This is a genomic window from Myxococcus sp. MH1 (assembly GCF_059738865.1).
The window spans coordinates 5634974-5659483 of sequence record NZ_AP026947.1; the positions used below are offsets into that span (position 1 = coordinate 5634974).

The window sequence follows — 24510 nt, forward strand, 5'->3', positions numbered from 1 at the left end:
CGGGGGCGCCGGCCTTCAGCGCCCGGGCCCGAGCTTCGCGCGCAGCCGGCGCACGGCCTCGTCCAGCACCGCGTCCGTCTTGCAGAACGCGAAGCGGGCGAGCCCATGGCCCAGGTGGCGGTGCTCGGGGCCGTAGAAGACGCTCGGGGGGATGGCCGCCACGCCGACCTCCGACACCAGGTGCCGGCAGAAGGCCACGTCGTCCGCGAAGCCCAGGCCGGAGATGTCCGTGAGGATGAAGTAGCTCCCCTCCGGGACATGGGCCTTCAGGCCCGCGTCGCGAAGACCCGACAACAGCCGCTCCCGCCGCGCGGCGTAGGCCGCCGACAGTCCGTCGAAGTACGCGTCCGGCAGCCGGAGCGCCGCCGCCATGGCCGCCTGGAAGGGGGACGCGGTGGCGAAGGTCACGAACTGATGCGCGCGCTGGATGGCGTCGCGCAGTGGGGGCGGCGCGATGACCCAGCCCACCTTCCAGCCCGTGAGGCTGAACGTCTTGCCTCCGCTGCTCACCGTCACCGTGCGGTCCGCCAACGAGGGCACGGTGGCCGGGCGCACGTGGCGCGCGGGGGCGAAGGTGATGTGCTCGTAGACCTCGTCGGACAGCACCTTCACGTCATGCTCGGCGCACAGCGCGCCGATGCGCTCCAGCTCCTCGCGCGTGAAGACCTTCCCCGTCGGATTGTGAGGCGTGTTGAGGATGAGCAGCCGCGTGCGTGGACTGAAGGCCGCGCGCAGCTCGTCCCAGTCGAACCACCACTGCGCATGCGCCGCGTCCGGCGGCCTCAGGGGAACCCAGCGCGCCGTGGCGCCGACGAAGGTGATGTTGGCGTCGTACGAGTCGTAGAACGGCTCGAACGCGATGACCTCGTCCCCCGGGTCCACCAGGCCGAGGATGACGTCGAGGATGGCCTCCGTGGCCCCGCTCGTCACCGTCACCATGGTGTCCGGGTCCACCGCCTGGCCGTGGAAGCGGGCCGAGTGCTCGGCGATGGCCACGCGCAGGTCCCGCGCGCCGGTGCTCATGGCGTACTGGTTGACGCCGTCGTGGATGGCGCGCCGCGCGGCCTCCTTCACGACCTCCGGCCCGTCGAAGTCGGGGAACCCCTGCCCCAGGTTCACCGCGCCGTGCTTCTGGGCCAGGGCACTGAACTCGGAGAAGACGGTGGTGCCGAACCGCGACACGCGCTGCGACGACACGGACCTGGACATGGAGCGCTCCCGACACGGCCGGCCTCGAGGGGCCGGAGCCGTGCTCAGGGGCGCAGGATAGCGTCCACCGGGACGGAACGCGCGGCCCTCTCGCTCTCGCGATGCCGCGCCGCCCGCGTCAGCGCCGTGGCCATGCCCACCACCACCATCACCAGGGGCACCGCGCACAACAAGTCGGTGGCGTAGTGGAAGCGCCCGGCGAGCGTCGCGAAGATGAGCCCCAGGCCCGGCAGCAACATCACCCAGAACACCTTCCGGGAGAACCGCCACGCATAGAAGAGCACCAGCAGCGTGGTGCCCGTGTGCCCCGAGGGGAAGCAGTCCCGCGCGAAGACGGGCCTGCGCATCAGCGAGTCCAGCCACGGCGTCAGCGTGCCCTGCAGCGGCGCATCGAACGCGTCGACGAAGAAGTAGCGCGGCCCCACGGCCGGCACCAACGAGTACGCCGAGTAGTTCAGGATGAACAGCAGCCCCAGCCCCAACAGGTACTCGTCGAACTCCGGCGAGGCGCCGCGCGCGCGCCGGTACAGGCCGATGCCCAGCACCAGCGGCCACACGAAGTGGCCGTAGTAGCAGATGAGCAGCACGTCGTTGAGCCAGCCGGGGATGACGTTCGCCAGCACCACGGAGGCCTGGAACCCGAAGATGCGCTGGTCCGCGGCCACCAGCTGCGCGTCCCGCAGGAACGGGTTGAGCGTGTCCACCACGGGGGTGAGCCAGCCGTGCGTGAGCACCGCCACGGGCAGCAACCAGAAGTCCGCCAGGACGGTCAGCCACCGCTGCGTCGGGAAGCGCGACTCGAGCGTGCGCAGCACCAGCGGGCCCGCCGCCATCGAGGCGAACAGCCAGACATGGTGGAGCGACCCCAGCGTCCACCGCCCGGGGCCGAGCAGCACCAGCGCCGCGAGCGAACAGGCGATGACGATGATGAGGTCCACGGGCCCGAGTCGGACCTGCGCCTCGCGGGAACCCTTCAACGGGACGGAGCCACGCAGCCCCTGGGCATTCAAGAGACTCACGCCGATTTCCGCTCCCCCGACGCCCCCACCTCGGAGGTGGCCGCGTCGAGATCGAGACTCCGGACGACCGCGCCCTCTTGGGTGACGAGCAGGCCCTTGCGCCCCTTCCAGCGCTCCAGGAGGGCAAGCAGCGCGGGGAAGAACACTGTGGTCCCCAGAAAGGTGCACACGACCCCGAGGAGCGCAATCTGTCCGATGCTGCGCAGGCCCTGGTGGTTGGCGACGAGCAGCGCACCGTACCCGGCCGCGTTCGACAGCGTGGCGACCACGGCCGCCAGCCCCGTGTGCCGCACCACCTTGCCGAGCGAGCCGGGGCCCTCCTCCTCGTACCGGTGATACAGGTGCACGGAGTTGTCCACCGCGATGGCCAGCAGGTTGGGCAGCACCACCGCGTTGATGAAGTTGAGCTGCACGTCGAAGAGGTACATGCCGCCCGCCAGGCACGTCATGCCCAGGAACAGCGGCCCCGTCACCAGCAGCGTCCGCTTCACGCTGCGCAGGCTCACCAGGATGACCAGGAACACCGCCGCCGCGGCCGCCCAGAGGATGAGCGGGCCGTCCGCGCTCACCAGCGCGAAGATGCGCGAGGCGATGCGGTTGCTGTCCAGCACCGCCATCTCCACGCCCGCCGCCTTCGCGCCCTCCACCACCTGGTCGATCTGCGCCGCCCAGCGCGTGAGGTCCTTGGTGTCGTAGTTCGACACGGAGGGGAACAGCAGCAGGAAGGTGCCCTGCCCGTCCGTGGCCTCGAACCGGCGGCGCACCTCCACGGGCAGCGAGTCCAGCCCATACGGCTTCGCCTCCACCATCCCCTGGAACTCCTTGAGGCGCGGATCCTCGTACGCCGCCTCGGGCAGGCCGTGCAGCAGCGTGCGGATGCCGCCAATCTCCGCGCCCCGGCGCTCCACGTCTCCGGGCACCAGGTCGTTCAAGGAGGTCGTGCGCAGGAACACCGAGTCGGCGCCGTTCTTCTGCTTCACCTCGGCGATGACCTGCTCGACCTTCGCCGCCTGCCCCAGGTCGTCCACCAGGAAGATGGCGGGGTTGAGCGGCTGGCCCAGCTGTTCGGTGACGTGGTCATCCAGCCGCGACGCGGGGGAGTCCCCCTTCAGCTTGCGCATGTCCGTCTCGAAGCCCAGCCGGGGCGCGATGGAGACGGAGAACGCGGCGAAGCCCACCACGGCCAGCGCGAGCACGACGAGGACGGACGTGGGCCACCGGCGCCACTCCCGCTCGGGCTTCGACGGCGCCACCACGGGGGCGGCGACCTCGGAGGCGGGCGCCGCGTCCACGCGGGCTGGACGCAGCCGCTCCGCGATGGCCAGCAGCGAGGGCCCCAGCGCATAGGCCGCCAGCACCGCGAGCAGCACGCCCAGCCCCGCCAGGAAGCCGAACTGGTTGAAGGCGTGGAACTGCGCCAGCATCAGCACGAAGAACGCCGCCGCGTTCGTCACCGCGGACGTCATCGCCCCGCTGAAGGTGCCGCCCACGGCGGTGGCCAGCGCGTCGCGCGCGGAGCGGGTGCGCCGCTCCTCCCAGTAGCGCATGCACAGGTGCACGCCGTACTCGATGCCCAGGCCGATGAGGATGGCGACCAGGAAGCCCGTCACCACGTTGAGGTGGCCGATGGCGAGCCACGCGATGCCGAACGTCATCAACAGGCCGACGACGACGGGCAGGCCCACCACCGCCAGCGCCGCGATGCGCCGGGTGGCCAGCAGGATGAGGCCGATGGCGATGAGCGCGGACAGCGTGCCGGCGCGCGACAAATCACCGCGCATCACCGCGTCCTCTTCGATGCGGTTCTGGAAGTTGCCCGTCGCCTCCAGCTTCACCGCCGGGTAGCGCTCCGAGGCCAGCGTGCGCCCCGTGCCCAGCGCCAGCTCCACGAAGCGACGCGCGAAGTCCAGGTCCCCCGCGGTGCCCATGGGCTTGAGCATCAGGTAGACCTCGGTGCCGTCCGCGTTCGCCAGGGACTCGTGCACCGGCGCGTTGGGCGAGTGCTTCCGGGCAATCTCCTCGAACGTGGGCGGCGGAGGCGTGGCCCCCAGGTCGATATAGAAGGGATTGGCCTGCTGCCGCTCGTAGCGCACCCGCGCCGAGAGGTCCGCGCGCAGCTCCGCCAGCGTCTCCGCGGGCAGGAGCCACAGCGCGTGGCGCTTGAAGAACTCCACATCGTAGCTGTGCTCGACGTAGCGCACCTCGGGGAGCGCCTCGAGCCGTCCCTTCAGCTCGCGCGCGTAAGCCTTCAGCCGCTCGGGTGTGTCTCCCTTCGCGACGATGACCAGGTACCCGTCCCCACCCGCCTTCTGTGACACGCGTGTCAGGTCCTGGACTTCGCGGGCACCCTGCGGGAGCAGCTCGACGAATGAACCACGGAACTCCAACCGCGACGCCAGTGCCATACCGCCGGCGGCCAGCAATGCGGAGATCAGCAGCACGTACCAGGGCCGGGAGACCGCCGTCTGGATGAACCCCTCGAACCACCGTTGCCGCAGAGACCTGGCCACCGTCCACTCCTCGATTTTCGCCGGGCATAGCAAATTCCCGGCCAGTCGTAGCCCCCTCAAACAACGGGCGACCGGAAAGCCTTCCGTCCCTGGGTCGGCTGCTTGCGCACGAAGGCGGGCGGGCGACCTCGCTTCCCATTATCCACTGGAAGACGGTCTGCGTCGGCGGGGTGCCACCAATGCAACGGTGCTGTCAAGCCGAGGGGACTTTTGGCCCCTCTCGCAAGGGTCCCAAGCAACGGTCCGCGCCTTGACACTGCCCCTCGGCCTCTTTATTCACGGCCCCGCGTCCCCCGAGGGAGGTCGTCGGGCGCATGGTTGCCCCCGGCTCGGGAACGAGCCCTGCATGGTGAGTGGCGACCGCAGTGCCGCACTCCGCCTCTCCTGAAGAGGCCCAAACCCTCCCCCGACGCAGGCCTACAGAAAGAGCACCATGAGCGACGTCTTCGACAAGTGCAGCAATTGGAAGGACTACCGCATCGCGAAGGCCACCGGCCTCTACCCCTATTTCCGCGTCATCGAGGCGTCGCACGGCGCCACCGAGGTGGAGATCGAGGGCAAGCGGGTGATCATGGTCGGCTCCAACAACTATCTGGGCCTGTCCGCGGACCCGCGCGTCAAGGAAGCCGCCATCAAGGCGACGGAGAAGTTCGGCACCACGTGCTCGGGCTCGCGTCTGCTCAACGGCACGCTGGCGCTGCACGAGGAGCTCGAGGGACGGCTGGCCAAGTTCCTCAACCGCGAGGCCGCGGTGGTCATCTCCACCGGCTTCCAGACGAACCTGGCGCTGTCCTCCATCCTGGGCCGCCACGACATCGTCTTCAGTGATCGCCAGAACCACGCGTCGCTGGTGGACGGCATCCGGCTGTCGTTCTCCACGGAGCGCAAGTTCCGCCACAACGACATGGACCACCTGGAGCAGCTGTTGTCCCAGGCCGATCCCAACGCCGGGAAGATCATCATCACCGACGGCGTCTTCTCCATGGAGGGAGACGTCTGCAACCTGCCGCGCATCGTGGAGCTGGCGAAGCAGTACAACGCCCGGGTGATGACGGATGACGCCCACGCCATGGGCGTGCTGGGCGAGAAGGGCCGGGGCACCTCCGAGTACTTCGGCCTGGAGAAGGAGACGGACCTCGTGATGGGGACGTTCTCCAAGAGCTTCGCGTCGCTGGGCGGCGTGCTGGCCGGCCCGTTCGACGTCATCAACTACATCAAGCACAAGTCGCGCTCGGTCATCTTCTCCGCGTCCATGACGCCGGCGTCCATCGCCTCGGCGCTCAAGTCGCTGGAGATCATCGAGGCGGAGCCCCAGCGCCGCGCGCGCCTGCTGGACATCGCGGAGAAGATGCACAACGGCTTCCGCGCCATGGGCTTCGACACCGGCGTGTCCGTGACGCCCGTCGTCCCCGTGCACATCGGCGACCAGACGAAGTGCTTCCGCTTCTGGCGCGCGCTGCACGAGGCGGGCGTCTTCGCCAACCCGGTGATTCCGCCGGCGGTGGAGGCGGGCCACGCGCTCATCCGCACCTCGTTCATGGCCACGCACACGGACGCGCAGCTGGACCGTGTGCTGGACACCTTCGAGACCATCGGCCGCAAGCTGAACGTGATTCCGCAGACGCGCCCCACGGTGTACGAGCCGGTGCAGATCGCCCGCCCGGGCACGTCCGTGCGCTCCAACAAGGCGAGCGAGAAGTGGGCGGCGGGCTCCGCGGGCCTCCTGGCGGACAAGGGCGGCATCACCCTGGACCAGCTGTCGCGCATGTCGTCGCGCGAGGTGGCCGGGAAGATCTTCGACGCGGTGGAGCAACTCACCTGGCGCGCGGCGAACCTGCAGCCGGAGGACCTGCGCCAGCTGCGCGCCGCGCCCATGAAGCTGTGGGAGAAGCGCGGCGAGCTGCCCGGCTTCCTGCTGGAGAAGGGCGCGCACTTCTTCCTGAAGAACGGCACCGACGGCAACTCCGCCGAGAGGACCTGATTCCACCATGGCCCTGCCCGCCGAGCCGCCCGCAGTCCAGCCCGCCCTTCCGCCCCTCCCCTCGGACGTCCTGGTGACGCCCGTGCGGGACGCCGCGGCGCGGATGACGTTCATCCGCTTCCCGTTCTCGCTCTACACGGGGGACCCGAACTGGGTCCCTCCGCTGGAGATGGAGCGCAAGGACTTCCTGGACCCGAAGAAGAACCCCTTCTTCGAGTACGGCGAGGTGGAGCTGTTCCTCGCGTGGCGAGGCCAGGACGTGGTGGGCCGCATCGCCGCCATCCGCAACCCCCGGCACCAGGAGATCCACGGCACGAAGGAGGGCTTCTTCGGCCTCTTCGAGTGCGTGAACGACGCGGGCATCGCGCGGCTGCTCCTGGACGCCGCGGCATCGTGGCTGAAGGAGCGCGGGCTGGACAGCATGATCGGTCCGGCCAACTTCTCGTCCAACCAGGACTGGGGCCTGCTCATCGAGGGATACGAGTCACCCCCGGCCATCATGATGCCGTACAACCCGCCCTACTTCGCCACGCTGCTGGAGGCGTGCGGGCTGGTGAAGGCGAAGGACCTGTTCGCCTTCGATCTGTCCTCGTCCGCGGAGCCGCCGGAGAAGGTGGTGCGCATCGCTGAGAAGATGCGGCAGCGCGAGGGCATCACCGTGCGCGCGGTGAACCTCAAGGACTTCCCCGCCGAGGTCGAGCGCATCCGGGAGATCTACAACTCCGCCTGGGAGAAGAACTGGGGCTTCGTGCCCTTCACCGACAAGGAGTTCGACCACCTGGCCAAGGAGATGAAGACCATCGTCCGGCCGGAGCTGGTGCTCATCGCCGAGGTGAAGGGGGAGCCGGTGGCCTTCTCCATGACGCTGCCGGACGCCAACGTGGCCCTCAAGGCCGCCAACGGGCGCCTGACCACCTTCGGGCTGCCCATCGGCCTGACGAAGATGCTGTTGGCCTCGCGCCGCATCCACCGGCTGCGCCTCATCACCCTCGGCATCAAGGAGGGCTACCGGCGCCGGGGCCTGGACGCCATCCTGTACCTGGACACGCTGCGCACCGCGCACCGTCTGGGCTACTCGGGCGGGGAGATCTCCTGGACGCTCGAGGACAACCACCTCGTCAACCGCGCCATCGAGTCGATGGGCGGCAAGCGCTCGAAGACGTACCGCCTCTACCAGCGTTCGCTGTAACCCCAGGGAGTCCTCGCCGTGCGTTTCCTGCTCACCGGTGGCACCGGCTTCATCGGCCAGCGGCTCGCGAGCCGCATCGTCGAGCGAGGCGACTCGCTCACCGTGCTCGTGCGTCCCAGCTCGCGTCGCGACGCGCTGGCGGCGCTCGGCGCCCGGTTCGCCGTGGGGGATCTGACCACGGGAGAGGGGCTCACCGAGGCCGTGCGCGACGTGGACTGCGTGCTGCACCTGGCCGGCGTCACCAAGGCCCGGGAGCCCGCGGGCTACTTCGAGGGCAACGCCAACGGCACCCGCCGCCTCGCCGAGGCCATGGCCGCCCTGCCCCACCCGCCCCGGCTCGTCTACTGCTCGTCGCTCGCCGCGGCGGGCCCGTCCACCCCCGAGCGCCCCCGTCGCGAGGAGGACCCGCCGGCCCCCGTCTCCACCTACGGCCGCAGCAAGCTGGGGGGCGAGGAGGCCGTGCGCGAGCTGGCGGACAAGGTGCCGTCCGTCATCGTCCGTCCGCCCATGGTCTACGGGCCGGGCGACGTGGAGTTCATCCCCTCCGTCATCCCCATGGCGAAGAGCGGCTTCGCGCTGAAGAGCGGCTTCGGCCCCAAGCGCTACTCGCTCATCCACGTGGATGACCTGAACACCGCGCTGCTCGCGGCCGCCGAGCGCGGCCCGACGCTCGACAAGGCCGACGCGGCGCGCGGTGTGTACACCGTGTCCGACGGTCGCGAGTACACCTGGGAGGACGTCTGCGCCGCGGTGGCCCGGGCCCTGGGCCGCAGGCCCCCCACCGTGCTGCCCGTGCCCGACACCGTCGGATACTTCCTGGGCCTGGGCTCCGAGGCCATGGCCCGCCTGCGCGGCACCGTGCCCATCCTCAACCGCGACAAGGTTCGGGAGATGAAGTGCGCCGCGTGGACGTGCACCACCGAGCGCGCCACCCAGGAGCTGGGCTTCGCGCCCACCATCCCCCTGGACCAGGGACTCGTCGGGACGCTCGCGTCCTACGGCCACGCCTGAGCCCTGGAACGACGAAGGCCGAGGCTCTCTTTCGAGGAGCCCCGGCCCGAAGTCAGCGCGAGCTGTGTTCAGCTCACTTCGCGGGCGCCGCGGAGCCGCCGGTGCCCTTGGCGGACTGGGCCGCGTTCTCCTTCTCCAGCTGAGCCCGCTTGGTCTTCAGCGTGGAGAGCAGGCCGTCGAACCCCTTGGTGCTCAGCAGCTTCTGGAACTGGCCCTTGTACGTGTCCACGAGGGACACCTCATCGGTGACGACGTCGTAGATGCGCCAGTCGTTCTTCACCTTGTAGAGGCGATAGTCGACGGGGATCTGGTCCTTCTTGAGGGTGAGCGTCGTGTCGACGGTGGCCTCGGAGTCCTTGATGGTCTCCTTGCCGTACTTCACGTCCGCCTGGGCCTGGCCGATGGCCTTCTGGGCGTAGGAGGCGCGAAGCAGGCCCGTCATCGTCTCGGAGAAGTCCTTGCGCTGGGCGGGCGTGAGCGAGTCCCACGTCTTGTCACCCAGGGCGCGCCTGGCCAGCTCCTGGAAGTCGACGAACTTCTCGACGACGCTGGCGAGCGACTCGACGGTGGCGCCGGGAGCATTGGCCGCCTTCTGGACATCCGCGTTCCCGGACTTGACGACGGTGAGGGGCGTGGGCGCCGCGGCCAGCAGGGTTGCGGCGAGCAGGGAAGCAATCATGGTTTTCGGCTCCGTGCAGAAGGTCGATACAGCGGACAGGCGCGTGGCCCCGATTATTCACGCAGGGCCGGGGGCGTCCCGGTGACACGAGAGAGGGCCGCCATTCCCAACCGGACGTCGAACCAGCTCTTCGCCCGGTCGCCTGTAACCTGCGCATAGGCGGTGAAGGCGTCCACCAGGTCTCTCGTCTCCCCGGTGCCCAGGTCGAAGGCGGCGAAGGCGGAGGTCACCCAGCGACGGGCGCTCTTCTCCGCGTCCGTGAAGGCCTTGGCCTTGGCCCACGCGGCCACCAGCTCGCCGTGGACCTTGGTCACCTCCAGGCGGATGGCGGCGTGGATCTGCTTCTCCTGGGCGCGCAGCTTGTCGAGCTCCGCGCGCGCCTGGTCCAGCTGCGCGTCCTTGATGGGGATGTCGAACGTCCCCCGCATCACCAGGCCGACGCCCGCGGTCCGGTCGTTGTAGGGGTCATACGCGAAGGGGCTGCGCTGCCGCGTCGCGCTGGTCGTGAAGCGCAAATCGTAGAAGCCCGCGAGGCCGAAGTCCGGGAAGTAGCTCCGCTCGCGAATCAACACTTCGGACTCGCGCGCGACGATGCCGGCGGCGACCGCGGCGAGCTCGGGGCGGTACTGCTCGGCCAGCTCCAGCGCGCGCTCCAGCGACGGGGGCTGCACCTCGTCCTCGAGCGGCAGGTCCTCCTCGACGACGGCGACCTCCTCGCCCGGCGGCGCGTTGGCGAGCAGGCCGATGGCCGTCATCGCGAGCGCGCGCCCCTGGATGACGTCCGCCTTGCGCGCCTCCACCACCTGCCGGAAGAAGCGGACCTTGTACGTGTCCACCTGGGCCACCTGCGGCGACTCCTCCTTCAGGAGCGCGGCGATCTTCTCGGCGGCGTCCTCCAGGCGCTTGGACACCTCCTCCATCTGCTGGAGGCCGGCGCGCGCCAGCTGATAGCTGTAGTACGCCTGCGCGGCCTGGAAGCCGACCTCGTCCCGCACACGCTCACGCAGCGCCGCGCCGAGGATGGGCCCTTGGGCCCCGGCCTTCTCCAGCGCGGACAGCTTGCCGAAGGTGTAGATGGGCAACACCGCGTTGCCGTTGGAGAATACCGTCACGCCCACCTTGCCGAAGTCGAGGTCTCCCTCGAGCGAGGCCTTGGTGGTGGGCGGGCCGCCGAGGCCATCGTTGCGCGCCTCGGGGATGGGGCCGCCCATGCCCACGGTGATTTCGAACTTGGGGAACCAGGCCCACCGCGCCTGCTTGTAGAGCGCCTCGAACTTGCGCAGCTCCGCGGAGGCCTCCTCCACCCGCAAATCAGACGTGCGCGCGCGCTCCACCAGCTGAGCCAGCGTCAACGGACCGGCCTTCCGCGGGGCCTGTGTGTCGGGCACGTTGGCGACGCCCTGCTTCACCTGCTGGGCCTCGCGCGCGGGCTCCTTCATCGGAGCCGGAGACACCGTCCGTCCGCCGGAGGGCGTCGATGCCGAGTCCACCGACTCGGGAGCAATTGTCGGAGGCCCCGGAGGAAGCGTGCCGCCACCGGCGCCCGTCGGCGGCGCGGGCGTCTGCGGCCCCGAGACACCAGGCGCCGCGGAGCCAGTCCCCGGAGTCGGTGTCGCCGTGCCCGTGCCCGAGGTCGTCGGAGTCCCAGACGCGCCACCCGTGGTGCCCGTGCCGGAGGTGCCGGACGTCGTGCCGGTCCCCGTCGTCCCTGGCGTCGAACCGCCACCCTGCCCCGCTGAGCCCGGTGTGAACTGCGCGGCCGACATCCCGGCCGCGAGCACCAGCGCCACTGTCACGCCTCGATCCAGGTGTCTGCGCATCACTCGGCCTCGTGCGGGCCCCATACCCGAGAACCCAACGACGGCGCAGCATCTTCGTTCGCCGACGCCCAGTCATTGACCAACTTCGTTCGCTGTCGAGAGTCGCCCGTCAACGCGCGCCCCTGTCCCGCACCACGCCGTCGCACCGACAGATGCGTGATGAAGCAAAACGCAGCGGTGATTTCTGCGGGACATCCGAACCGGAGCGACGTGAGCCAACCGTCGCGGTGACACATCCGGTGGCTCGGGAACAAAGGGCCCGCGGAGTGGCCGCGCGAGCGAGCCGTCCACGCGCCTCGCGACGCCCGCCGGAAATGAAAAAGGCCCGCCGGGTTTCCCAGGCGGGCCTTCCTACTTCAGAGTGGAGCTAACCGGGATCGAACCGGTGACCTCTTGAATGCCATTCAAGCGCTCTCCCAGCTGAGCTATAGCCCCGTCTTTTGCTGCCGGCCGCCTTGGGGAGCGGCCTGACGTCGAAAGTGGGTGCCTTCTACCGCCTCTTGCTCCCAGGGCCAAGAACTGTTTGCGGCTTCGGTGCGTTTTTTCCAACCTTCAACCGCTCAGCGACTTCTTCCCCTTCCCGGAGGATGTCCGTCAGCTCGCGCGCGTGCGCCTCGGCCGCCTGCTCGGCGGCCTCGATGGCCTTGAGCGCGGACGCGAAGCCGGCCGGCAGCTCCAGCCTGCCCTTCTGGATCTGCCGGTAGACGACCTCGCCGAGTTCCTTGAAGGCGCGCTCCTTCTGGTCCTTCAGCACCGTGGCCTTGGCGTTCGCCCGGGCCAGGTCCGAGTTGCGCTCCACCGCCTCGCGCAGCTGCGCCAGTCGGGCCTGCGCCGCCTGGAAGGCCTCGTTGATCTGCTTCACCACCTCGGACTGCTTCGGGTCGGCCGGCACGTCGGTGACACCCCTTGAAGGACCTACGCTGGCGTAGCGTGTGGCCTCGTGGACTGTCAACCCTGCCCGGTCCGGCGGAGCCGCGCCGCGAAGAAGCCGCCCCCGGGCACGCGAGGAGGCAACGCCTTGAGGTACGGCCCCTGGGCGGCGAGCGCCGCCCGTTCCGCTCCGAGCACGTCCGCCACCGGCTCCAGCGTGAACTCCGGGTGCTTCGCGAGGAAGCCCTCGACGACGGCCTCGTCCTCGTCCGGCAGCACCGAGCACGTGGCGTAGACCACCAGCGCCCCGTGCTTCGCCTGACGACTCACCTCGTCGAGCAGCTCCGACTGGGTCGTCTGGTACTTGGCGATCTCCGCCGCGTTCAGCTTCCACTTCTGATCCGGCTCGCGCGCCAGCGAGCCCGTCCCGCTGCACGGCGCGTCGATCAGCAGCACGTCCGCCTCCGACAGCGGCAGCGGATGGGGGAAGGCCACCTGTCTCAAGGAGAAGTGGCGCACGCGCTCCCGGGCCTCGGCCAGCCGGCGACGGGAGCGATCTCCCGCGAGCACCTTCCCCGTGGGACCGACGAAGTCCGCCAGCGCCAGCGTCTTGCCGCCCGCGCCCGCGCAGACATCCGCCACGGTGAGCCCCTGCAGCGAGCCGCCCACCGGACGACACACCTCTGAGATCAGCTGGCTGCCCACGTCCTGGACCTGGAGCCGCCCGGTCTTCATCACCCGCGTCTCGAAGATGCGGTGGCTCGCGTCCACCACCCGCACCGCGTCCGGCGCCGCGAGCACCGCCTCCGCGGCGACGCCCTCCTCCTGGAGCGCGGCCAGCACCGCGTCGCGAGTCCCCGGCGGCCGCACCCGGAAGTGCAGCCCGGGCTCCTCGTCGAGTGAGGACAACAGCCCCTCCAGCACCAACTCCGGATAGGCCTGCGCCAGCTTCTGCACCAGCCAGTTGGGGAACGAGTAGCGCACCGCCAGCCGCTCCGCGTGGGTGTCCGGCAGCGGCGCCTCCGGCAGCGGAGACTCCACCACCTTCTGGAGCACCTCGTCCTTGAGGGTGCGTGGCCTCACCGGCCCGGGGAGCCGGACCTCCGGGCCGATGCGCGTCCAGCCCTCACCACAGAAGATGCGCCGCCACAGCGCGTAGCGCACCAGCGCCTGGTCCTCCGTGAGCACCAGCTTCCCCGGAGGATGCCCCAACAGCTTCGCCGCCAGGTCCAGCAGGCGCTGATGCCGGGACAGCTCGCGCACCACGAGCGCGGCGAACCGGCGCTCCTGGCCTCCGAGCCCATCCGCGTCGCGCAGCGCATTGGCCAGCGCGGCCTTCAAGGGTTCGCCGCGCAACACCGCGATGTGCGCCTCGAGCGCCGCCGTCGCGCCCCGCCTCGAAGGACGACCGAGCCGCGCCGCCTCCAGCGGATGTGTGGGCCAGACAGTGTCCACGGATGCCAACCTGCCCTTTCAACCGTCCACGCCGAGCGTGATGACCAGGCACCCGGTGGCCGTACGCACCTCGGGAGAGTCCTCCGCGCCCACGAAGAATGACGCCGGGGCCACGAAGCGCGTCCCCTCGACGTCCAGCTCACCCTCGAGCAGCAGCGCCGCCTCGCGTCCCCGCGGCCGCGCCGCCCAGGCCCACTGGCCGCCCGCCACCAGCCGCACCCAGATGGCGCCGCCCGCCCCACCCCCTGGCGACGCCAGGTGCACACCGGGCGAGCACTCCACCCAATCTCCCTCCGAGGGAACCGTCGTCCCCCGAGACGCCGCCTCCACGCCCCGGTGCACGGCGAGGAAGCGCTCCACCAGCCCGAGGATGTCCTCGATCTGGAAGGGCTTCACCAGGATGCCGTCGGGGACATGGGGACGCAGCGCCCGCGCCACCTCATCCGGGGACGCCGCGCTGACCATGGCCACCGCCTGGCGCCCCTTCCGGGCCGCCTCCAGCACGGCCCGCCCGCCCGCCTCGCTGCCGCCGATGCGCAGGTCCGTGAGGACCAGCTCGAAGCGCTCCTGGGAGAGGACCTCCAGCGCCTGGGCCACGTCGCCCACCGAGCGGACCTCCGCCAGGTCGGCGATCAACTCGCCCATCCCTTCCCGGAGGCTCGCGTCGTCCTCGACCAGCAGAACCTTCATCGCGGGGTATCTCCGACGCCCCTGACGGGAGCTCGTCCTCCACACTCCCGGGCAGGGGGGCCGCCCAGCGGATGCTGGCAGCCCGCCCCTCGTGGGAAGTGGCCCTCCCCGGACTCGAACCGGGACGCGGGGTCAGCCGCAGCGGATTTTGAGTCCGCCTCGTCTACCAATTTCGACAGAGGGCCGTTTGTTGGTGAAGCGGCCAGACGTATACCGCGATGGCCGCGCGGATGCATCCGAAGATTGCGGTGCTGCACGTACATCGCTATGAGGGCCCCCGCATGTACAACCTTCTTATCTCGCTGGCAGTGGGAATCGTGGTCGCGCTGCTGGTGAAGCTCGCCAACTTCTCCATCTGGGCCGGGCTCGTCCCGGGCCTCATCGCGGCCGTCATCACCTTCTTCTTCCTGGGCCGCCGGGTCGCCGGGCAGATCCAGGCGCTCATGACGACGGTGCAGTCGGACCTCCAGTCCCAGCCCACGAGCAAGAAGGACGCCGAGGGCCGGGTGGAGCGCGCGGTGAAGACGCTGGAGAAGGGCCTCGTCTACGACAGGTGGCAGTTCATGGTGGGGCCGGAGATTCACGCGCAGATTGGAATGTTGAAGTACATGGTGAAGGACCTGGACGGCGCGCTGGTCCACTTCAAGCAGGGCAGCTCGCGCAACTACATGGCCAAGGCCATGGAGGGCGCCCTGTACTTCCAGCGCAATGACACCCCGGCCATGAAGGCCGCCTTCGAGGCCGCCGCCAAGAGCGGGAAGAAGGAGGCCATCGTCTGGGCGGTGTACGCCTGGTGCCTCCTGCAGAAGAAGGAGAAGGACGAGGCCCTCAAGGTGCTCGGTCGCGGGGTGGAGGAGAACCCCAAGGACGAGAAGCTCAAGGCCAGCCTCGGCCAGCTCCAGAACGACAAACGACTGAAGATGAAGCCGTACGAGCCCATGTGGTGGCAGTTCGGCCTGGAGACCCCGCCGATGATGCCCCCCATGGGCGGTGGCGGTGGCCGGCGCATGCAGTTCGTTACCCGACGTTGATCCGCCGCGACGGGCCGGAGTGGAGGGCGCCCCGCCCTCCTCCGCCCGGGAATTCCTACCGGTTCCCCACGACGCACGCTGGAACGACTTCCGCCTGGCTCCTGCTGGCGGCGCCGCGCGCGAGTGCAACCCCCTGAAATGACGTCCGCTCGGATGCCCTCCTCGAGGGCATGCAGCTTGCTCCACGCCCACGCGCGTCGGTGGGGGTGACTCCCCGTCGGGCAAGGGCGATGGGCTTGGCGGCCGGAGGTCTCGGGTGAAGGTTGCGGGAGGCGGTGGGTGCTCGCAGGACCGGGAGGCGGCGGATGCGCCTGGGGCGCAGGGGCGGCGGGAGCACCTGGTGGGGCGTGGCATCCGAGACCTCTGGACCGCCAATCATCAGGAGCGCAACGAAGCGGAGAGGTTCATGCAACGGCGAGGGCGCACCTCGGAGCGGTCCCTCCTCCTGGTCATCGAGGACGACGCGAGCGTGCTGGAGAGCCTGTCGGATCTGCTCGCCTCGCGTTTCGACGTGCTGGGGGCGGCGGACGCGGGCGTGGGGTTGGAGCTGGCGAGGGAACACCGGCCGGACCTGGTGCTGCTGGACAGGTTCCTGCCCAGCGGGGATGGGCTGGCGGTGCTGGAGGCGCTGCAGGAGGACTCCCGGACGGAGTCCACGCCGGTCATCTTCCTGACCGGGGACGCGGACGAGGCCACCCTGGAGCGCTGCCTGGAGATGGGCGCGGTGGACTTCATCCACAAGCCGGCGAGCGCGAGGGAGCTCATGGCACGGATCGACCGGGCGCTGCGGCAGAGTGAACAGCAGCGGCGGCTGCAGATCCTCGCCCAGACGGATGCCCTCACGGGGCTGGCGAACTTCCGGGCGCTCACCGTGCGGCTGGAGGAGGAGCTGCGGCGCGCCCAGCGCTACGGCTACCCGCTGAGCGTGGTGATCATCGACCTGGACCACTTGAAGGCCATCAACGACGGCATGGGCCACGACGTGGGCAACCGGGCCATCCTCGCGCTGGCCAACCAGCTCAAGGGCAACCTGCGCGAGTCGGACTTCGCGGCGCGCTTCGGCGGCGACGAGTTCGTGGCGCTCCTGCCCCACCAGACGGCGCTGGAGGCGGCGGTGTTCGCCGAGCGCATCCGCTCTGGCCTGCGCTCCGTGGGCGTGCAGAAGAGCGACGGCCGCCCCGCCTCCTTCGGGTTGAGCGTGAGCGTGGGCATCGCGGACCACACATTGGAGACACCCCGGGGCGACACGGAAGGGCTGATGAAGGCCGCCGACGCGGCCCTCTATGAGGCCAAGCGCGAGGGGCGCGACCGGGTGGTGGTGTTCGGCCGTCCGGCCATGGCGCCTTCCGTGCAACGGCACTGAGCGCGGGCACGACGCAGCAGGCGACGGCGGGAAGCAAGAGGGCGCGGATGATTCTGGGCAACAGGCTGACGAGCGGTTCGAGGGTGGCGGTCGTCGGAGGCGGTATCGCGGGTGCGGGGCTGGCGGCCTCGCTGCTCTTCAATGGCAGGGCGCGGGGGCTGACGCTCGATGTGCGCGTCTACTCGGGTGGCCTGTCGGAGCGCACCGCGCCGCCCGCCGTGCTGACGCCGGAGTGTCGCTCGCGGCTGGCCGCGCTGGGCTGTCGCATCCCCACCGAGTGGCGCGCCCACGAGCTGCGCGGCGTGGAGATCATCTCCGAGGGGCGGCGCGAGCTGCTCCCCTCCTCTCCCGGTGGCCTGTGGGTGGTGGACGGCTGGCCCCAGGGGCAAGGCGGGCTGGCCCAGGTGCGGGACGTGCTGGCCACGGCGGCCAGCGCCCAGGGCGCGCGCTTCCTCGAGCGGCACGTGGACCGGGTGGAGCGGCAGCCCGCGGCCCCCGATGCGCCGGCGTCCGTGCGAGGCGCGGGCCCCCTGGTGGTCCGCGCCCAGGGAGGCGGCGAGCGCTTCCACGCGGTGGCCCTGGCGGGGGGTGCGGGGCCCCTCATGGGCGACCACTTCTTCCCGGGCTTCCGGCCCGCGCCGACGATGCCCGCGGTGCAGGCTCGGCTGCGTCATGCGTCGTCGCGGCTGGAGATCGCGCCGGTGGCGCGGCTCTGGGTCGCGCCGCTTCCCACGGTGGATGGCTTGTTCCTCCTGCCGGGCGCGGACTCCGTCTACGCGCTGGCCTTCGGGCCCGCGGTGACGCCGGCCGACCTGTGCCAGGCGCTGATGATGGCCTCGCGGGATGGGCTGCTGGAGGAGGGCTTCGAGCTGGCGGCGCTGGAGACCACGCGGCTGCCCTTCGGGCCCGGGCGCACGCTGGTGGCTCCGGGGCAGATTGCCGTGGGTCCGGCGGCCTTCGGACATCCGCTGCAGGTGGGGCTGTCGGAGACGCTGGCGTCGTGCAGCCGGGCGGCGGTGGCGCTCCTGGATGGGGGATTGGACGCGGGGGCCCTGGAGCGCCGGTATGTGCGCGAGGGCCTGTGCGAGCTGATGGAGGACGCGTCGGCCGGCGCCCGGGCGGTGGGCTGGTTGCGGCGCGCCGGCAAGCGGGCGCCCTCCGCCTTCGTCGCGGCGAAGGGGCGGCGCACGTCCGTGGGCGTCCATGGCGGTGGTGTGCTCGGGTTGAACGCTCCCACGCCGCTGGCCCTGCTGGGGGCCGTGCGCTGGGCGGGCCTGCGCGAGACGATGAGCAACTGGCTGCGGATGTCGCTGGAGCCGGTGCCCCTGGCCATCCCGGAGCTGGAGCCGGACCTGTACTACGTGGTGGATGACGACGCCGATGCCCGCGAGGCGCTCACGGCGCTCCTGGAGAGCACGGGGGCCAAGGTCGTCGCCTTCGCGGACGAGCTCGCGCTGTTCTGCGCGGTGGCGCGCAGACCTCCGACGGCCATCGTCCTCGACGTCGTGCTGCACTGGGTGGATGGGCTGCGGCTGTGCGAGGGCTTGAAGCAGCATCCCCTCACGCGCAACACGCGGGTGGTGGTGATGAGCGGGCTGAACCGGCCCCACGTGCGTCAGCGCGCGCTCGACGCGGGGGCGGAGGCCTTCCTGCCCAAGCCCGTGGACCCGGAGCTGCTGATGCGCATCCTCACGGGCCGACTGACTTCGTCCGGCGGCACGAACGAGCGGGTCGCGCCCCCGCCCCCGAGCGAGACGGGCGCATCGGACCGCTACGCCGCCTATTAGTCACACGAGGCGTCTGCGCGAAGAACAAGGGCACGGTGGCCAGACGGTCACCGTGCCCTTTCAATCTGGAATCAGCGGCCTGGGGTCAGGGCGACACGGAGACGCTCCGCATCGCGCGACGCAGCTCCAGGGAACCCGCCATGAGGGCGATGCCGCGCATGAGGATGGAGATGCCCACCAGGGTGCCCACCAGCCACACCGCGGAGATGGGCCACTGGGCCATGACGATGACGCCCAGCGCGATGGAGATGGCGCCGTAGGCGAAGTCCCAGCCCCACTTCGGATAGCGGTCCATCAGCGACGTCACCACGTGGAAGAGGCCGCTCGCGAAGAAGTAGCCCGCGAGCAGGAGCGTCAATGCGCCCAGGCCCGCCGCGGGGTTCATGAGGACGAAGATGCCGACCACGGTGGAGAGCACGCCGTTGAGCAGGTAGAGCCAGAACGGGCCTCCGGACTTCCGCACGCGGAAGGAGGAGACGATCTCCGCGATGCCCGTCCCCGCGAGCAGCGCGCCGAAGAGGATGACGGAGACCATGCTCGTGATGAACGAGGAGCCCAACGCCACCAGGCCCAGGATCGCCATCAGCACGCCGAGGACGAAGAGAGGTCCCCAGGCCGCCGAGGTGGCTCTTCCTCCTTCGGTCGAGATGGGGTCACGTCTGAACTGTGTATCCATGTCGCTCCGCTCCCGCGTCGAGAAAGGATTCAGCGGCGAACATGGGTGCCTCACGTCGCGGGGACAACGTCGCGCCTTCCCGGTCCCTCCCCTCCTCGCCCCTCCCTCGGGGGCAGGCCTCACCCACGGGGGGCGAGGCACCAAGGCCTCACCCGGGGGATTGCGGTGAGTGCTCGCGGAGCGCGGCGTACGGAGGCTGGACGAAGACGGCGCCCGCCTCCTTGCGGAACCAGGTGAGCTGACGCTTGGCGTACCGGCGTGTCTCCTGCGCCGTGTCCTGGATGGCCTCCGAGAGGCTCATGCGTCCGTCCACCACCGCGCGCGCCTGCACGTAGCCCACGCTGCGCATGGGGGCCGCGTCCGCGAACCCCCGCTCCATCAACGCGCGTGTCTCGTCCACGAGGCCCGCGGCGAACATGGCCTCGGTGCGCGCGTTGATGCGCGCGTACAGGTCCTCGCGAGCCGGCTCCAGGACGAAGAGGCGGAAGGGATAGCGGTCCGGGAGGAACGCATGGGCCTTGCGGAACTCCGAGGCGGGCACGCCCGTCTGCGCGTGGATCTCCAGCGCCCTGACGACACGCACCAGGTCCTGGACCGGCAGCTTCGCGGCCGTCTCGGGATCCACGGCGGCCAGTCGACGGTGGACGGCCTCACGTCCCTGCTCGGCCGCGACCGCCTCCATCTCGGCGCGCAGCGCGGGGAGCGCGCCTGGAGCCTCCACCACGCCGTGCAGCAGGATGCGCAGGTAGAGCCCCGTCCCGCCCACGACGATGACAGGCCGACCGCGGCCGGCGATGTCCGCGATGGCCGCGTCCGCGCGACGCTGGTACTCGGCGGCCGAGAACGTCTCCAGCGGGTCCACCACGGACAGCAGGTGGTGCGGCACCGCCGCGAGTTCCTCCACGGACGGCTTCGCGGTACCAATGTCGAAGTGCCGATACACCTGCTGCGAGTCCGCGCTGACGATCTCTCCGCCCAGGCGACGCGCCAGCTCGATGCCCAGCGCCGTCTTCCCGGAGGCCGTCGGCCCCGCGACCACCGTCAACACCGGCCCCTTACCCATGTCGCGACGCTCCCAACGCAGCCCTCACCACCGTGACGGCGGACTCATCCCGAGAGAACACCAACCGCGCCGACTCCACCTCGGACAACAGTCGACCCGCGGACGCCAGCATCGCGGCCCTGCCCGCTGGGGACGCCTCGGGCAACAGTACATTGTGCACCAGCATCCGCCCCGTCTCTCCCCCACCCTGACGCTCCCAGCGCGAGCTCGAATCCCACGCCAGCGTCCCCACCGCCCCCAGTCGCGCCTCGCGAGGGAAGCCCACGTTCCACGGCGTCCCCGAGGCCCGCCACAGGCCCGGTGCCTCCGGCCATATCGCGACCAGCTCGTCCGAGAGCAGTGACTCCCCCGCCCCCATCCACAGTCCGCCCAGCGTGCTCTTGCCAGCGCCCGAGTGCCCCGTGAACAGCGCCGCGGCCCCGTCATGCACGAGCGCCACGCCGTGCACCAACAGCCCACCGCGCCGCGCCAGCTCCGCCGCCAGCATCACGCGAAGGACCACCTCCACCGGGAAGCGCCCCGCGCCGACCACCGCGCCCCGCGCACCACCCGCCTCGATGCGCGCCGAGTAGTCCTCCCCCTCGAGGACGAGCGCGCCATCCTCCGCGCGCCAGGGACGGGGAAGCGCTCGCGTCGCCGGCTCTGCGCGCGGCACCTCGGGCGGACGCACCTCCAACCGTGAGACGCGAGCACCCGCCGGAGGCGCGTCGACGATGAAGCCCGCGAGCGAGCGCCGGAGCAGCTCCTGGACGCGGGCTTCCGGCACATGAAGCCCCACCGTCCAGCCCGCCAGCGTGAGCCAGGGGCCGGACGTCTCCTGCGAATCATCGAGGCGGCCCGAGCGACGGGGACCGGACGGGCCGGCTCCCGACGAGCTCAGGGCGTGCACTCCGACTCGCCAGGGATGTTGCACTGCGACATCGCCGCGAGCGCGACGAAGGGCTGCTCCCACAGGATGGCGGGCGCCTCGTAGCGAGGCGTGACAACGGACGACGGAGACGTCTCCACCGCCGGGGACTGCGGGGCCGAGGGGGTCGAGGGAGGGTTCACGGGAACGGTACCGGGAAGGCGCAGATGCGGCCGTCCTGAGAGCCGACGTGCAGTCGGGAGACAGTGGTGTCGATGGTCGGCGTGCCGATGAGCTGCGTACCACCGATGGCGACCTGGCCGGAGTCCACGCCGCCGATCATCTCGAGCTGGTGCACGTTGCCATCGGAGCTGCCCGCGTAGATGCGGACCACGCCGGCCTGGTTGAGGGTGAACGTACCGGACGGGTTCGCGATGGGCGTGGTCCACACACGCGTGGGCGCCGTCGCGCCGGGCGCCGAGTAGTCCCAGAACTCCACGGCGCCGCTGGCCAGGCTCGCCACGAAGCCGCCGCCGAGCGGGCGCACGAAGCTGGTGAAGGCGGGCGTGCTCGGCGAGGGCCGGGTCCCCACGTTCACGCTCCACACGGCCTGCATCGTGTTGCCGTCGACGGCGTGCACCACGCCGTCGCTGTTCGTCGCGAAGATCTGATTCGCCACGCCGTTGCGCACCAGGCTGTGCTCCAGATCCCCCAGTGACAGGCGCCCCACCTCGGCGCCGTTGAGCGTGTTGAGCACACGGAACGTGGCCGCGGACCCGTTCGCCTTCGCGCCGATGAACAGCCGGTTGGTGGTGTAGTCGACCACCATGCCGCCGCTCACCATGCCCAGGTCCCCGGGCTGGTAAGTGAAGACGGGCGCACCCGTGCGCGCATTGAGCGCCACCACGCGGTTCTGCGCGGCGTTCGCCAGCCGCGTCGCGAAGAACACCAGGTCCGTGTTCGGACGCGCGGCCTTGTACGCCGCGTTCGCGTAGTCGTGGAGCTGCGTCACCGGGAACGACTGGATGGTGCCGATGGGCGCGCCGTTGTTGTTCCAGCGCCACAGCACCGTGCCCGTGGTCGCGTTGAGCGCATACGCCACGCCGCTCTGGTCCGCCGTGAGGATGTACTGGCCCGGCAGGCCATTGAGCGGCACCACCGGGAAGCGGCTGCCGATGAGCCCCGACAGCGGCAGCGGACGCCAGCGCTCCGCGCCATCCGCGGAGGGGTGGGTGACGTTCGTCAGGTTGGCGACCACCGAGTCATTGAAGGAGCTGAAGATGCCCACGCCCAGCTCGGTGATGGGCTGCAGCCGCGCGTCCAGGCCCACCGAGTAGCACCACAGCGGCGCCGAGCCCACGCGCGCCCGAGGCGTGGCCATCAGCGCCACCGAGGCCGTGGGACGATTGCCCGCCGAGTACAACCCCACGTCATCCGTGTTGTAGACGCGGTAGTAGTACGTCGTGCCGTTGACGACGCCCGTGTCCTCGAAGGATGTCGCCGAGCTGAACGACTCCGACAGGACGACGGTGGCGTTGCCCAGCGTCGCACCGGCCGCGTACGTCTGGCCCGCGACGGGCGCCGCGTTCGGCGCGGCACCGGCGGAGCGGAGGATGAGCACCCCGTTGTGCACCGAGGGGTTGTCCCACGTCACCGTCACGCTGGCATCGCGAGCCACCGCGGTGAGGCGCTCGACCTCCGGCGCCAGGCCCGTGGCGAGCACCAGCGGCGTCTCGATGCGGGCAGCAGCATCCGACGCGTAGGCCAGAGGGAGGTGCACGCGGTGTCGGAACACGGTGGGCGCGTTGACGTTGGCCACGGAGGCGTACGTCACCGTGAAGGTGCGCTCCTGGTTGGGCATGATGCGCACCGCGTTGGTGTTCGCCAGCCACGTGTAGCTCGCCGTCGCCGTGTCGTAATAGGACATCCATCCGGTGGGCGCGGGCGGGTTGCCGGTGATGCCGAAGAAGTTCACCGGCGGCCGGAGCAGCTTGACCTCATCGAGCGGCACCGTGCCGCGGTTCTGCACCGTGTACGTCACCGTCTGATTGCCCTGCCCCGGCACCAGCACCGACGGGCTGACCTTCACCCGGTGCGCGACGACGCGGCCCTCGGCCGAGCGCACCACCGGCGTCGAGACGGTGGCGCCATTCAGCGTCGCATCCGCCTGGACATCGAACGCATAGGTCGAGAGCTCCGCGCCGGTGACGGTGTAGCTCCAGATGAAGTGCGCGGACGCTCCCGGCGCCAGCCGCGCCACGTTGGCCGGACTGGGCCCCGACGCGAGCGCAACCTGCGCCGAGCCGACCAGCACGGGCGCCCGAGGCGTCACGTTCAGATACGCGTTCGTGGGGGACGTGTTGGTGACGCTCAGGCGCACCTTGACCGTCTCGCCCGTGAAGGCCTGGGTGTTGTCCACGTCTCCGGCGGCGGCCAGCGGCGCCACGTTCACCATGGGGGTGTCCGCGACGTTCGACGTGACGGAGCCCGAGCCGTTGCGTCCCCGCACGCTGGCCACCATGGTTCCCCCCGTCTGCGTCGTGGCCCGGGCGGAGAGGATGCCCGCGCCACGCTGGGGGATGGTCACCGCGAAGTTGGCGGGCTGCACCTCGACGACCTGGAACGTCACGCCACCGGCGCCCGTGCTCGGACCCTCGGCCGTGATGTTGGTCTGGTTCGCGGTGGAGGAGCGGTTCTCGATGACCAGCCGCGCGGTGATGTCGTCCCCCACGCCCACGGCGCGCGGGGAGATGTCCACGCGCGTCGCCAGGCTCACGCGCTGCCACTCGGCCTCATCCTGCGTGCGATTGGTGCCGAACGACAGGTTGCCGCAGGCCTCGTGCGCGGAGAGCTGTGTCGTGAACTGCTGGCCCGTGGCGTTCGTCGCGCTGATGTTCGGGATCATCCGCAGCGTGAACGTCGCGGACTCGTCGAACATCAGCCCGGCATCCGCGCCCGCGCAGTTCACCGGGAGGTTGTAGCGGACGCTGCGCGTCGCCACGTTGTGGGTGGCGACCCATCCGGCGGGCGCGGGGCTCTCCAACAGCGTGTAGCCCGTGGGCAGCACGAAGTTGACCTGGTTGATGGGACGGAACTGCGGCGAGTTGGCGCGCGTGTTGTTGCGCACCCGGACGCGCAGCTCGGACACCTCGTCCATCACCACGGTGGCCACCGTCTCCCCGGGTCCAGGGAGCGTGGTGAAGACGGCGGCGCGCGTGGTGCTCTGCGCCAGCGCGGCCGAGGGCAGCACGAGCGCGGCGACGAGCGCGGCGAGGCGGGCGTTGACGGACTTCAGGGGGGCGGGGCTCAC

At 70.5% G+C, this 24510-nt stretch carries 19 protein-coding genes and 2 tRNA genes; 6 read left to right on the forward strand and 15 right to left on the reverse strand.

Annotated features, from left to right (window positions below; translation table 11 throughout):
- Nucleotides 1-15: 15 nt before the first annotated feature.
- From AC6JA9_RS22070 to AC6JA9_RS22080, 3 genes are read right to left on the reverse strand one after another with little or no spacing between them, the layout of a single operon-like run.
- On the reverse strand, nucleotides 16-1209 hold the full coding sequence (locus AC6JA9_RS22070; RefSeq protein ID WP_223783323.1) for a methionine aminotransferase: 1194 nt from the start codon (nucleotides 1207-1209) through the stop codon (nucleotides 16-18).
- Between the two features lie 44 nt (nucleotides 1210-1253).
- On the reverse strand, nucleotides 1254-2219 hold the full coding sequence (locus AC6JA9_RS22075) for a phosphatase PAP2 family protein (protein WP_223783376.1): 966 nt from the start codon (nucleotides 2217-2219) through the stop codon (nucleotides 1254-1256).
- Between the two features lie 5 nt (nucleotides 2220-2224).
- Nucleotides 2225-4738 carry an efflux RND transporter permease subunit gene (locus AC6JA9_RS22080; protein ID WP_497957781.1) on the reverse strand — a complete coding sequence of 838 codons (2514 nt, stop codon included), beginning with the start codon at nucleotides 4736-4738 and terminating at the stop codon, nucleotides 2225-2227.
- Nucleotides 4739-5171: 433 nt separating this feature from the next.
- Here AC6JA9_RS22080 and AC6JA9_RS22085 point away from each other — a divergent pair, with 433 nt between their 5' ends.
- From AC6JA9_RS22085 to AC6JA9_RS22095, 3 genes are read left to right on the forward strand one after another with little or no spacing between them, the layout of a single operon-like run.
- Nucleotides 5172-6719, forward strand: coding sequence for an aminotransferase class I/II-fold pyridoxal phosphate-dependent enzyme (locus AC6JA9_RS22085; RefSeq protein WP_141324050.1), 1548 nt, complete (start codon nucleotides 5172-5174; stop codon nucleotides 6717-6719).
- Between the two features lie 7 nt (nucleotides 6720-6726).
- Nucleotides 6727-7908: a GNAT family N-acetyltransferase gene (locus AC6JA9_RS22090; RefSeq protein WP_223749004.1), complete on the forward strand. Its 1182-nt coding sequence runs from the start codon at nucleotides 6727-6729 to the stop codon at nucleotides 7906-7908.
- Nucleotides 7909-7926: 18 nt separating this feature from the next.
- Nucleotides 7927-8919 (forward strand): NAD-dependent epimerase/dehydratase family protein, encoded by a 993-nt coding sequence (locus AC6JA9_RS22095; RefSeq protein WP_223783324.1) that lies wholly within the window; start codon nucleotides 7927-7929, stop codon nucleotides 8917-8919.
- Nucleotides 8920-8992: 73 nt separating this feature from the next.
- Here AC6JA9_RS22095 and AC6JA9_RS22100 read toward each other — a convergent pair whose 3' ends face one another.
- The 7 genes from AC6JA9_RS22100 to AC6JA9_RS22130 all read right to left on the reverse strand — a co-directional run bounded on the left by AC6JA9_RS22100 (nucleotide 8993) and on the right by AC6JA9_RS22130 (nucleotide 14618).
- Nucleotides 8993-9598 (reverse strand): MlaC/ttg2D family ABC transporter substrate-binding protein, encoded by a 606-nt coding sequence (locus AC6JA9_RS22100; protein WP_223749006.1) that lies wholly within the window; start codon nucleotides 9596-9598, stop codon nucleotides 8993-8995.
- Nucleotides 9599-9651: 53 nt separating this feature from the next.
- Complete coding sequence (locus AC6JA9_RS22105; protein ID WP_497957782.1) at nucleotides 9652-11418, reverse strand: TolC family protein; 1767 nt, start codon at nucleotides 11416-11418, stop codon at nucleotides 9652-9654.
- Nucleotides 11419-11780: 362 nt separating this feature from the next.
- Nucleotides 11781-11853 (reverse strand) — tRNA-Ala (locus AC6JA9_RS22110).
- Nucleotides 11854-11908: 55 nt separating this feature from the next.
- Nucleotides 11909-12310, reverse strand: coding sequence for a hypothetical protein (locus AC6JA9_RS22115; protein WP_223783326.1), 402 nt, complete (start codon nucleotides 12308-12310; stop codon nucleotides 11909-11911).
- A 56-nt stretch (nucleotides 12311-12366) separates the two neighbouring features.
- Nucleotides 12367-13647, reverse strand: a complete 1281-nt coding sequence (locus AC6JA9_RS22120) for an RsmB/NOP family class I SAM-dependent RNA methyltransferase (RefSeq protein ID WP_497960731.1) — start codon at nucleotides 13645-13647, stop codon at nucleotides 12367-12369.
- 114 nt (nucleotides 13648-13761) lie between these two features.
- On the reverse strand, nucleotides 13762-14433 hold the full coding sequence (locus tag AC6JA9_RS22125; RefSeq protein WP_223749010.1) for a response regulator: 672 nt from the start codon (nucleotides 14431-14433) through the stop codon (nucleotides 13762-13764).
- Between the two features lie 99 nt (nucleotides 14434-14532).
- Nucleotides 14533-14618, reverse strand: a tRNA-Leu gene (locus AC6JA9_RS22130).
- Between the two features lie 96 nt (nucleotides 14619-14714).
- Here AC6JA9_RS22130 and AC6JA9_RS22135 point away from each other — a divergent pair.
- The 3 genes from AC6JA9_RS22135 to AC6JA9_RS22145 all read left to right on the forward strand — a co-directional run bounded on the left by AC6JA9_RS22135 (nucleotide 14715) and on the right by AC6JA9_RS22145 (nucleotide 18614).
- Nucleotides 14715-15464, forward strand: coding sequence for a tetratricopeptide repeat protein (locus AC6JA9_RS22135; RefSeq protein ID WP_223749011.1), 750 nt, complete (start codon nucleotides 14715-14717; stop codon nucleotides 15462-15464).
- A 406-nt stretch (nucleotides 15465-15870) separates the two neighbouring features.
- Entirely contained in the window at nucleotides 15871-16827 is a 957-nt protein-coding gene (locus AC6JA9_RS22140) for a diguanylate cyclase (RefSeq protein ID WP_255653393.1), read from the forward strand.
- A 47-nt stretch (nucleotides 16828-16874) separates the two neighbouring features.
- The gene (locus AC6JA9_RS22145) at nucleotides 16875-18614 is read left to right on the forward strand and encodes a response regulator (RefSeq protein WP_223749013.1); all 1740 of its coding nucleotides are present in this window, start codon (nucleotides 16875-16877) and stop codon (nucleotides 18612-18614) included.
- A gap of 85 nt (nucleotides 18615-18699) precedes the next feature.
- Here AC6JA9_RS22145 and AC6JA9_RS22150 read toward each other — a convergent pair whose 3' ends face one another.
- From AC6JA9_RS22150 to AC6JA9_RS22170, 5 genes are all read right to left on the reverse strand, one after another.
- The gene (locus AC6JA9_RS22150) at nucleotides 18700-19290 is read right to left on the reverse strand and encodes an HdeD family acid-resistance protein (protein WP_141330825.1); all 591 of its coding nucleotides are present in this window, start codon (nucleotides 19288-19290) and stop codon (nucleotides 18700-18702) included.
- Between the two features lie 148 nt (nucleotides 19291-19438).
- A complete protein-coding gene (gene miaA / locus AC6JA9_RS22155; RefSeq protein WP_223749014.1) occupies nucleotides 19439-20353 on the reverse strand; it encodes a tRNA (adenosine(37)-N6)-dimethylallyltransferase MiaA in 915 nt (304 codons plus the stop codon).
- Nucleotides 20346-21242 carry a hypothetical protein gene (locus AC6JA9_RS22160; protein WP_267700913.1) on the reverse strand — a complete coding sequence of 299 codons (897 nt, stop codon included), beginning with the start codon at nucleotides 21240-21242 and terminating at the stop codon, nucleotides 20346-20348. The genes miaA and AC6JA9_RS22160 overlap by 8 nt, the downstream gene beginning before the upstream one ends.
- Complete coding sequence (locus AC6JA9_RS22165; protein ID WP_223749016.1) at nucleotides 21230-21403, reverse strand: hypothetical protein; 174 nt, start codon at nucleotides 21401-21403, stop codon at nucleotides 21230-21232. Before AC6JA9_RS22165 ends, AC6JA9_RS22160 begins: the two co-directional genes overlap by 13 nt.
- Entirely contained in the window at nucleotides 21400-24510 is a 3111-nt protein-coding gene (locus tag AC6JA9_RS22170; protein ID WP_497957783.1) for an outer membrane protein assembly factor BamB family protein, read from the reverse strand. Before AC6JA9_RS22170 ends, AC6JA9_RS22165 begins: the two co-directional genes overlap by 4 nt.

Coding starts and splice junctions, on each gene's coding strand:
- AC6JA9_RS22085 (WP_141324050.1), top strand. CDS start 5,172: ATGAGCGACGTCTTCGACAAGTGCAGCAATTGGAAGGACTACCGCATC.
- AC6JA9_RS22145 (WP_223749013.1), top strand. CDS start 16,875: ATGATTCTGGGCAACAGGCTGACGAGCGGTTCGAGGGTGGCGGTCGTC.
- AC6JA9_RS22125 (WP_223749010.1), bottom strand. CDS start 14,433: ATGAAGGTTCTGCTGGTCGAGGACGACGCGAGCCTCCGGGAAGGGATG.
- miaA (WP_223749014.1), bottom strand. CDS start 20,353: ATGGGTAAGGGGCCGGTGTTGACGGTGGTCGCGGGGCCGACGGCCTCC.
- AC6JA9_RS22105 (WP_497957782.1), bottom strand. CDS start 11,418: ATGCGCAGACACCTGGATCGAGGCGTGACAGTGGCGCTGGTGCTCGCG.
- AC6JA9_RS22090 (WP_223749004.1), top strand. CDS start 6,727: ATGGCCCTGCCCGCCGAGCCGCCCGCAGTCCAGCCCGCCCTTCCGCCC.
- AC6JA9_RS22150 (WP_141330825.1), bottom strand. CDS start 19,290: ATGGATACACAGTTCAGACGTGACCCCATCTCGACCGAAGGAGGAAGA.
- AC6JA9_RS22100 (WP_223749006.1), bottom strand. CDS start 9,598: ATGATTGCTTCCCTGCTCGCCGCAACCCTGCTGGCCGCGGCGCCCACG.
- AC6JA9_RS22070 (WP_223783323.1), bottom strand. CDS start 1,209: ATGTCCAGGTCCGTGTCGTCGCAGCGCGTGTCGCGGTTCGGCACCACC.
- AC6JA9_RS22140 (WP_255653393.1), top strand. CDS start 15,871: ATGCAACGGCGAGGGCGCACCTCGGAGCGGTCCCTCCTCCTGGTCATC.
- AC6JA9_RS22135 (WP_223749011.1), top strand. CDS start 14,715: ATGTACAACCTTCTTATCTCGCTGGCAGTGGGAATCGTGGTCGCGCTG.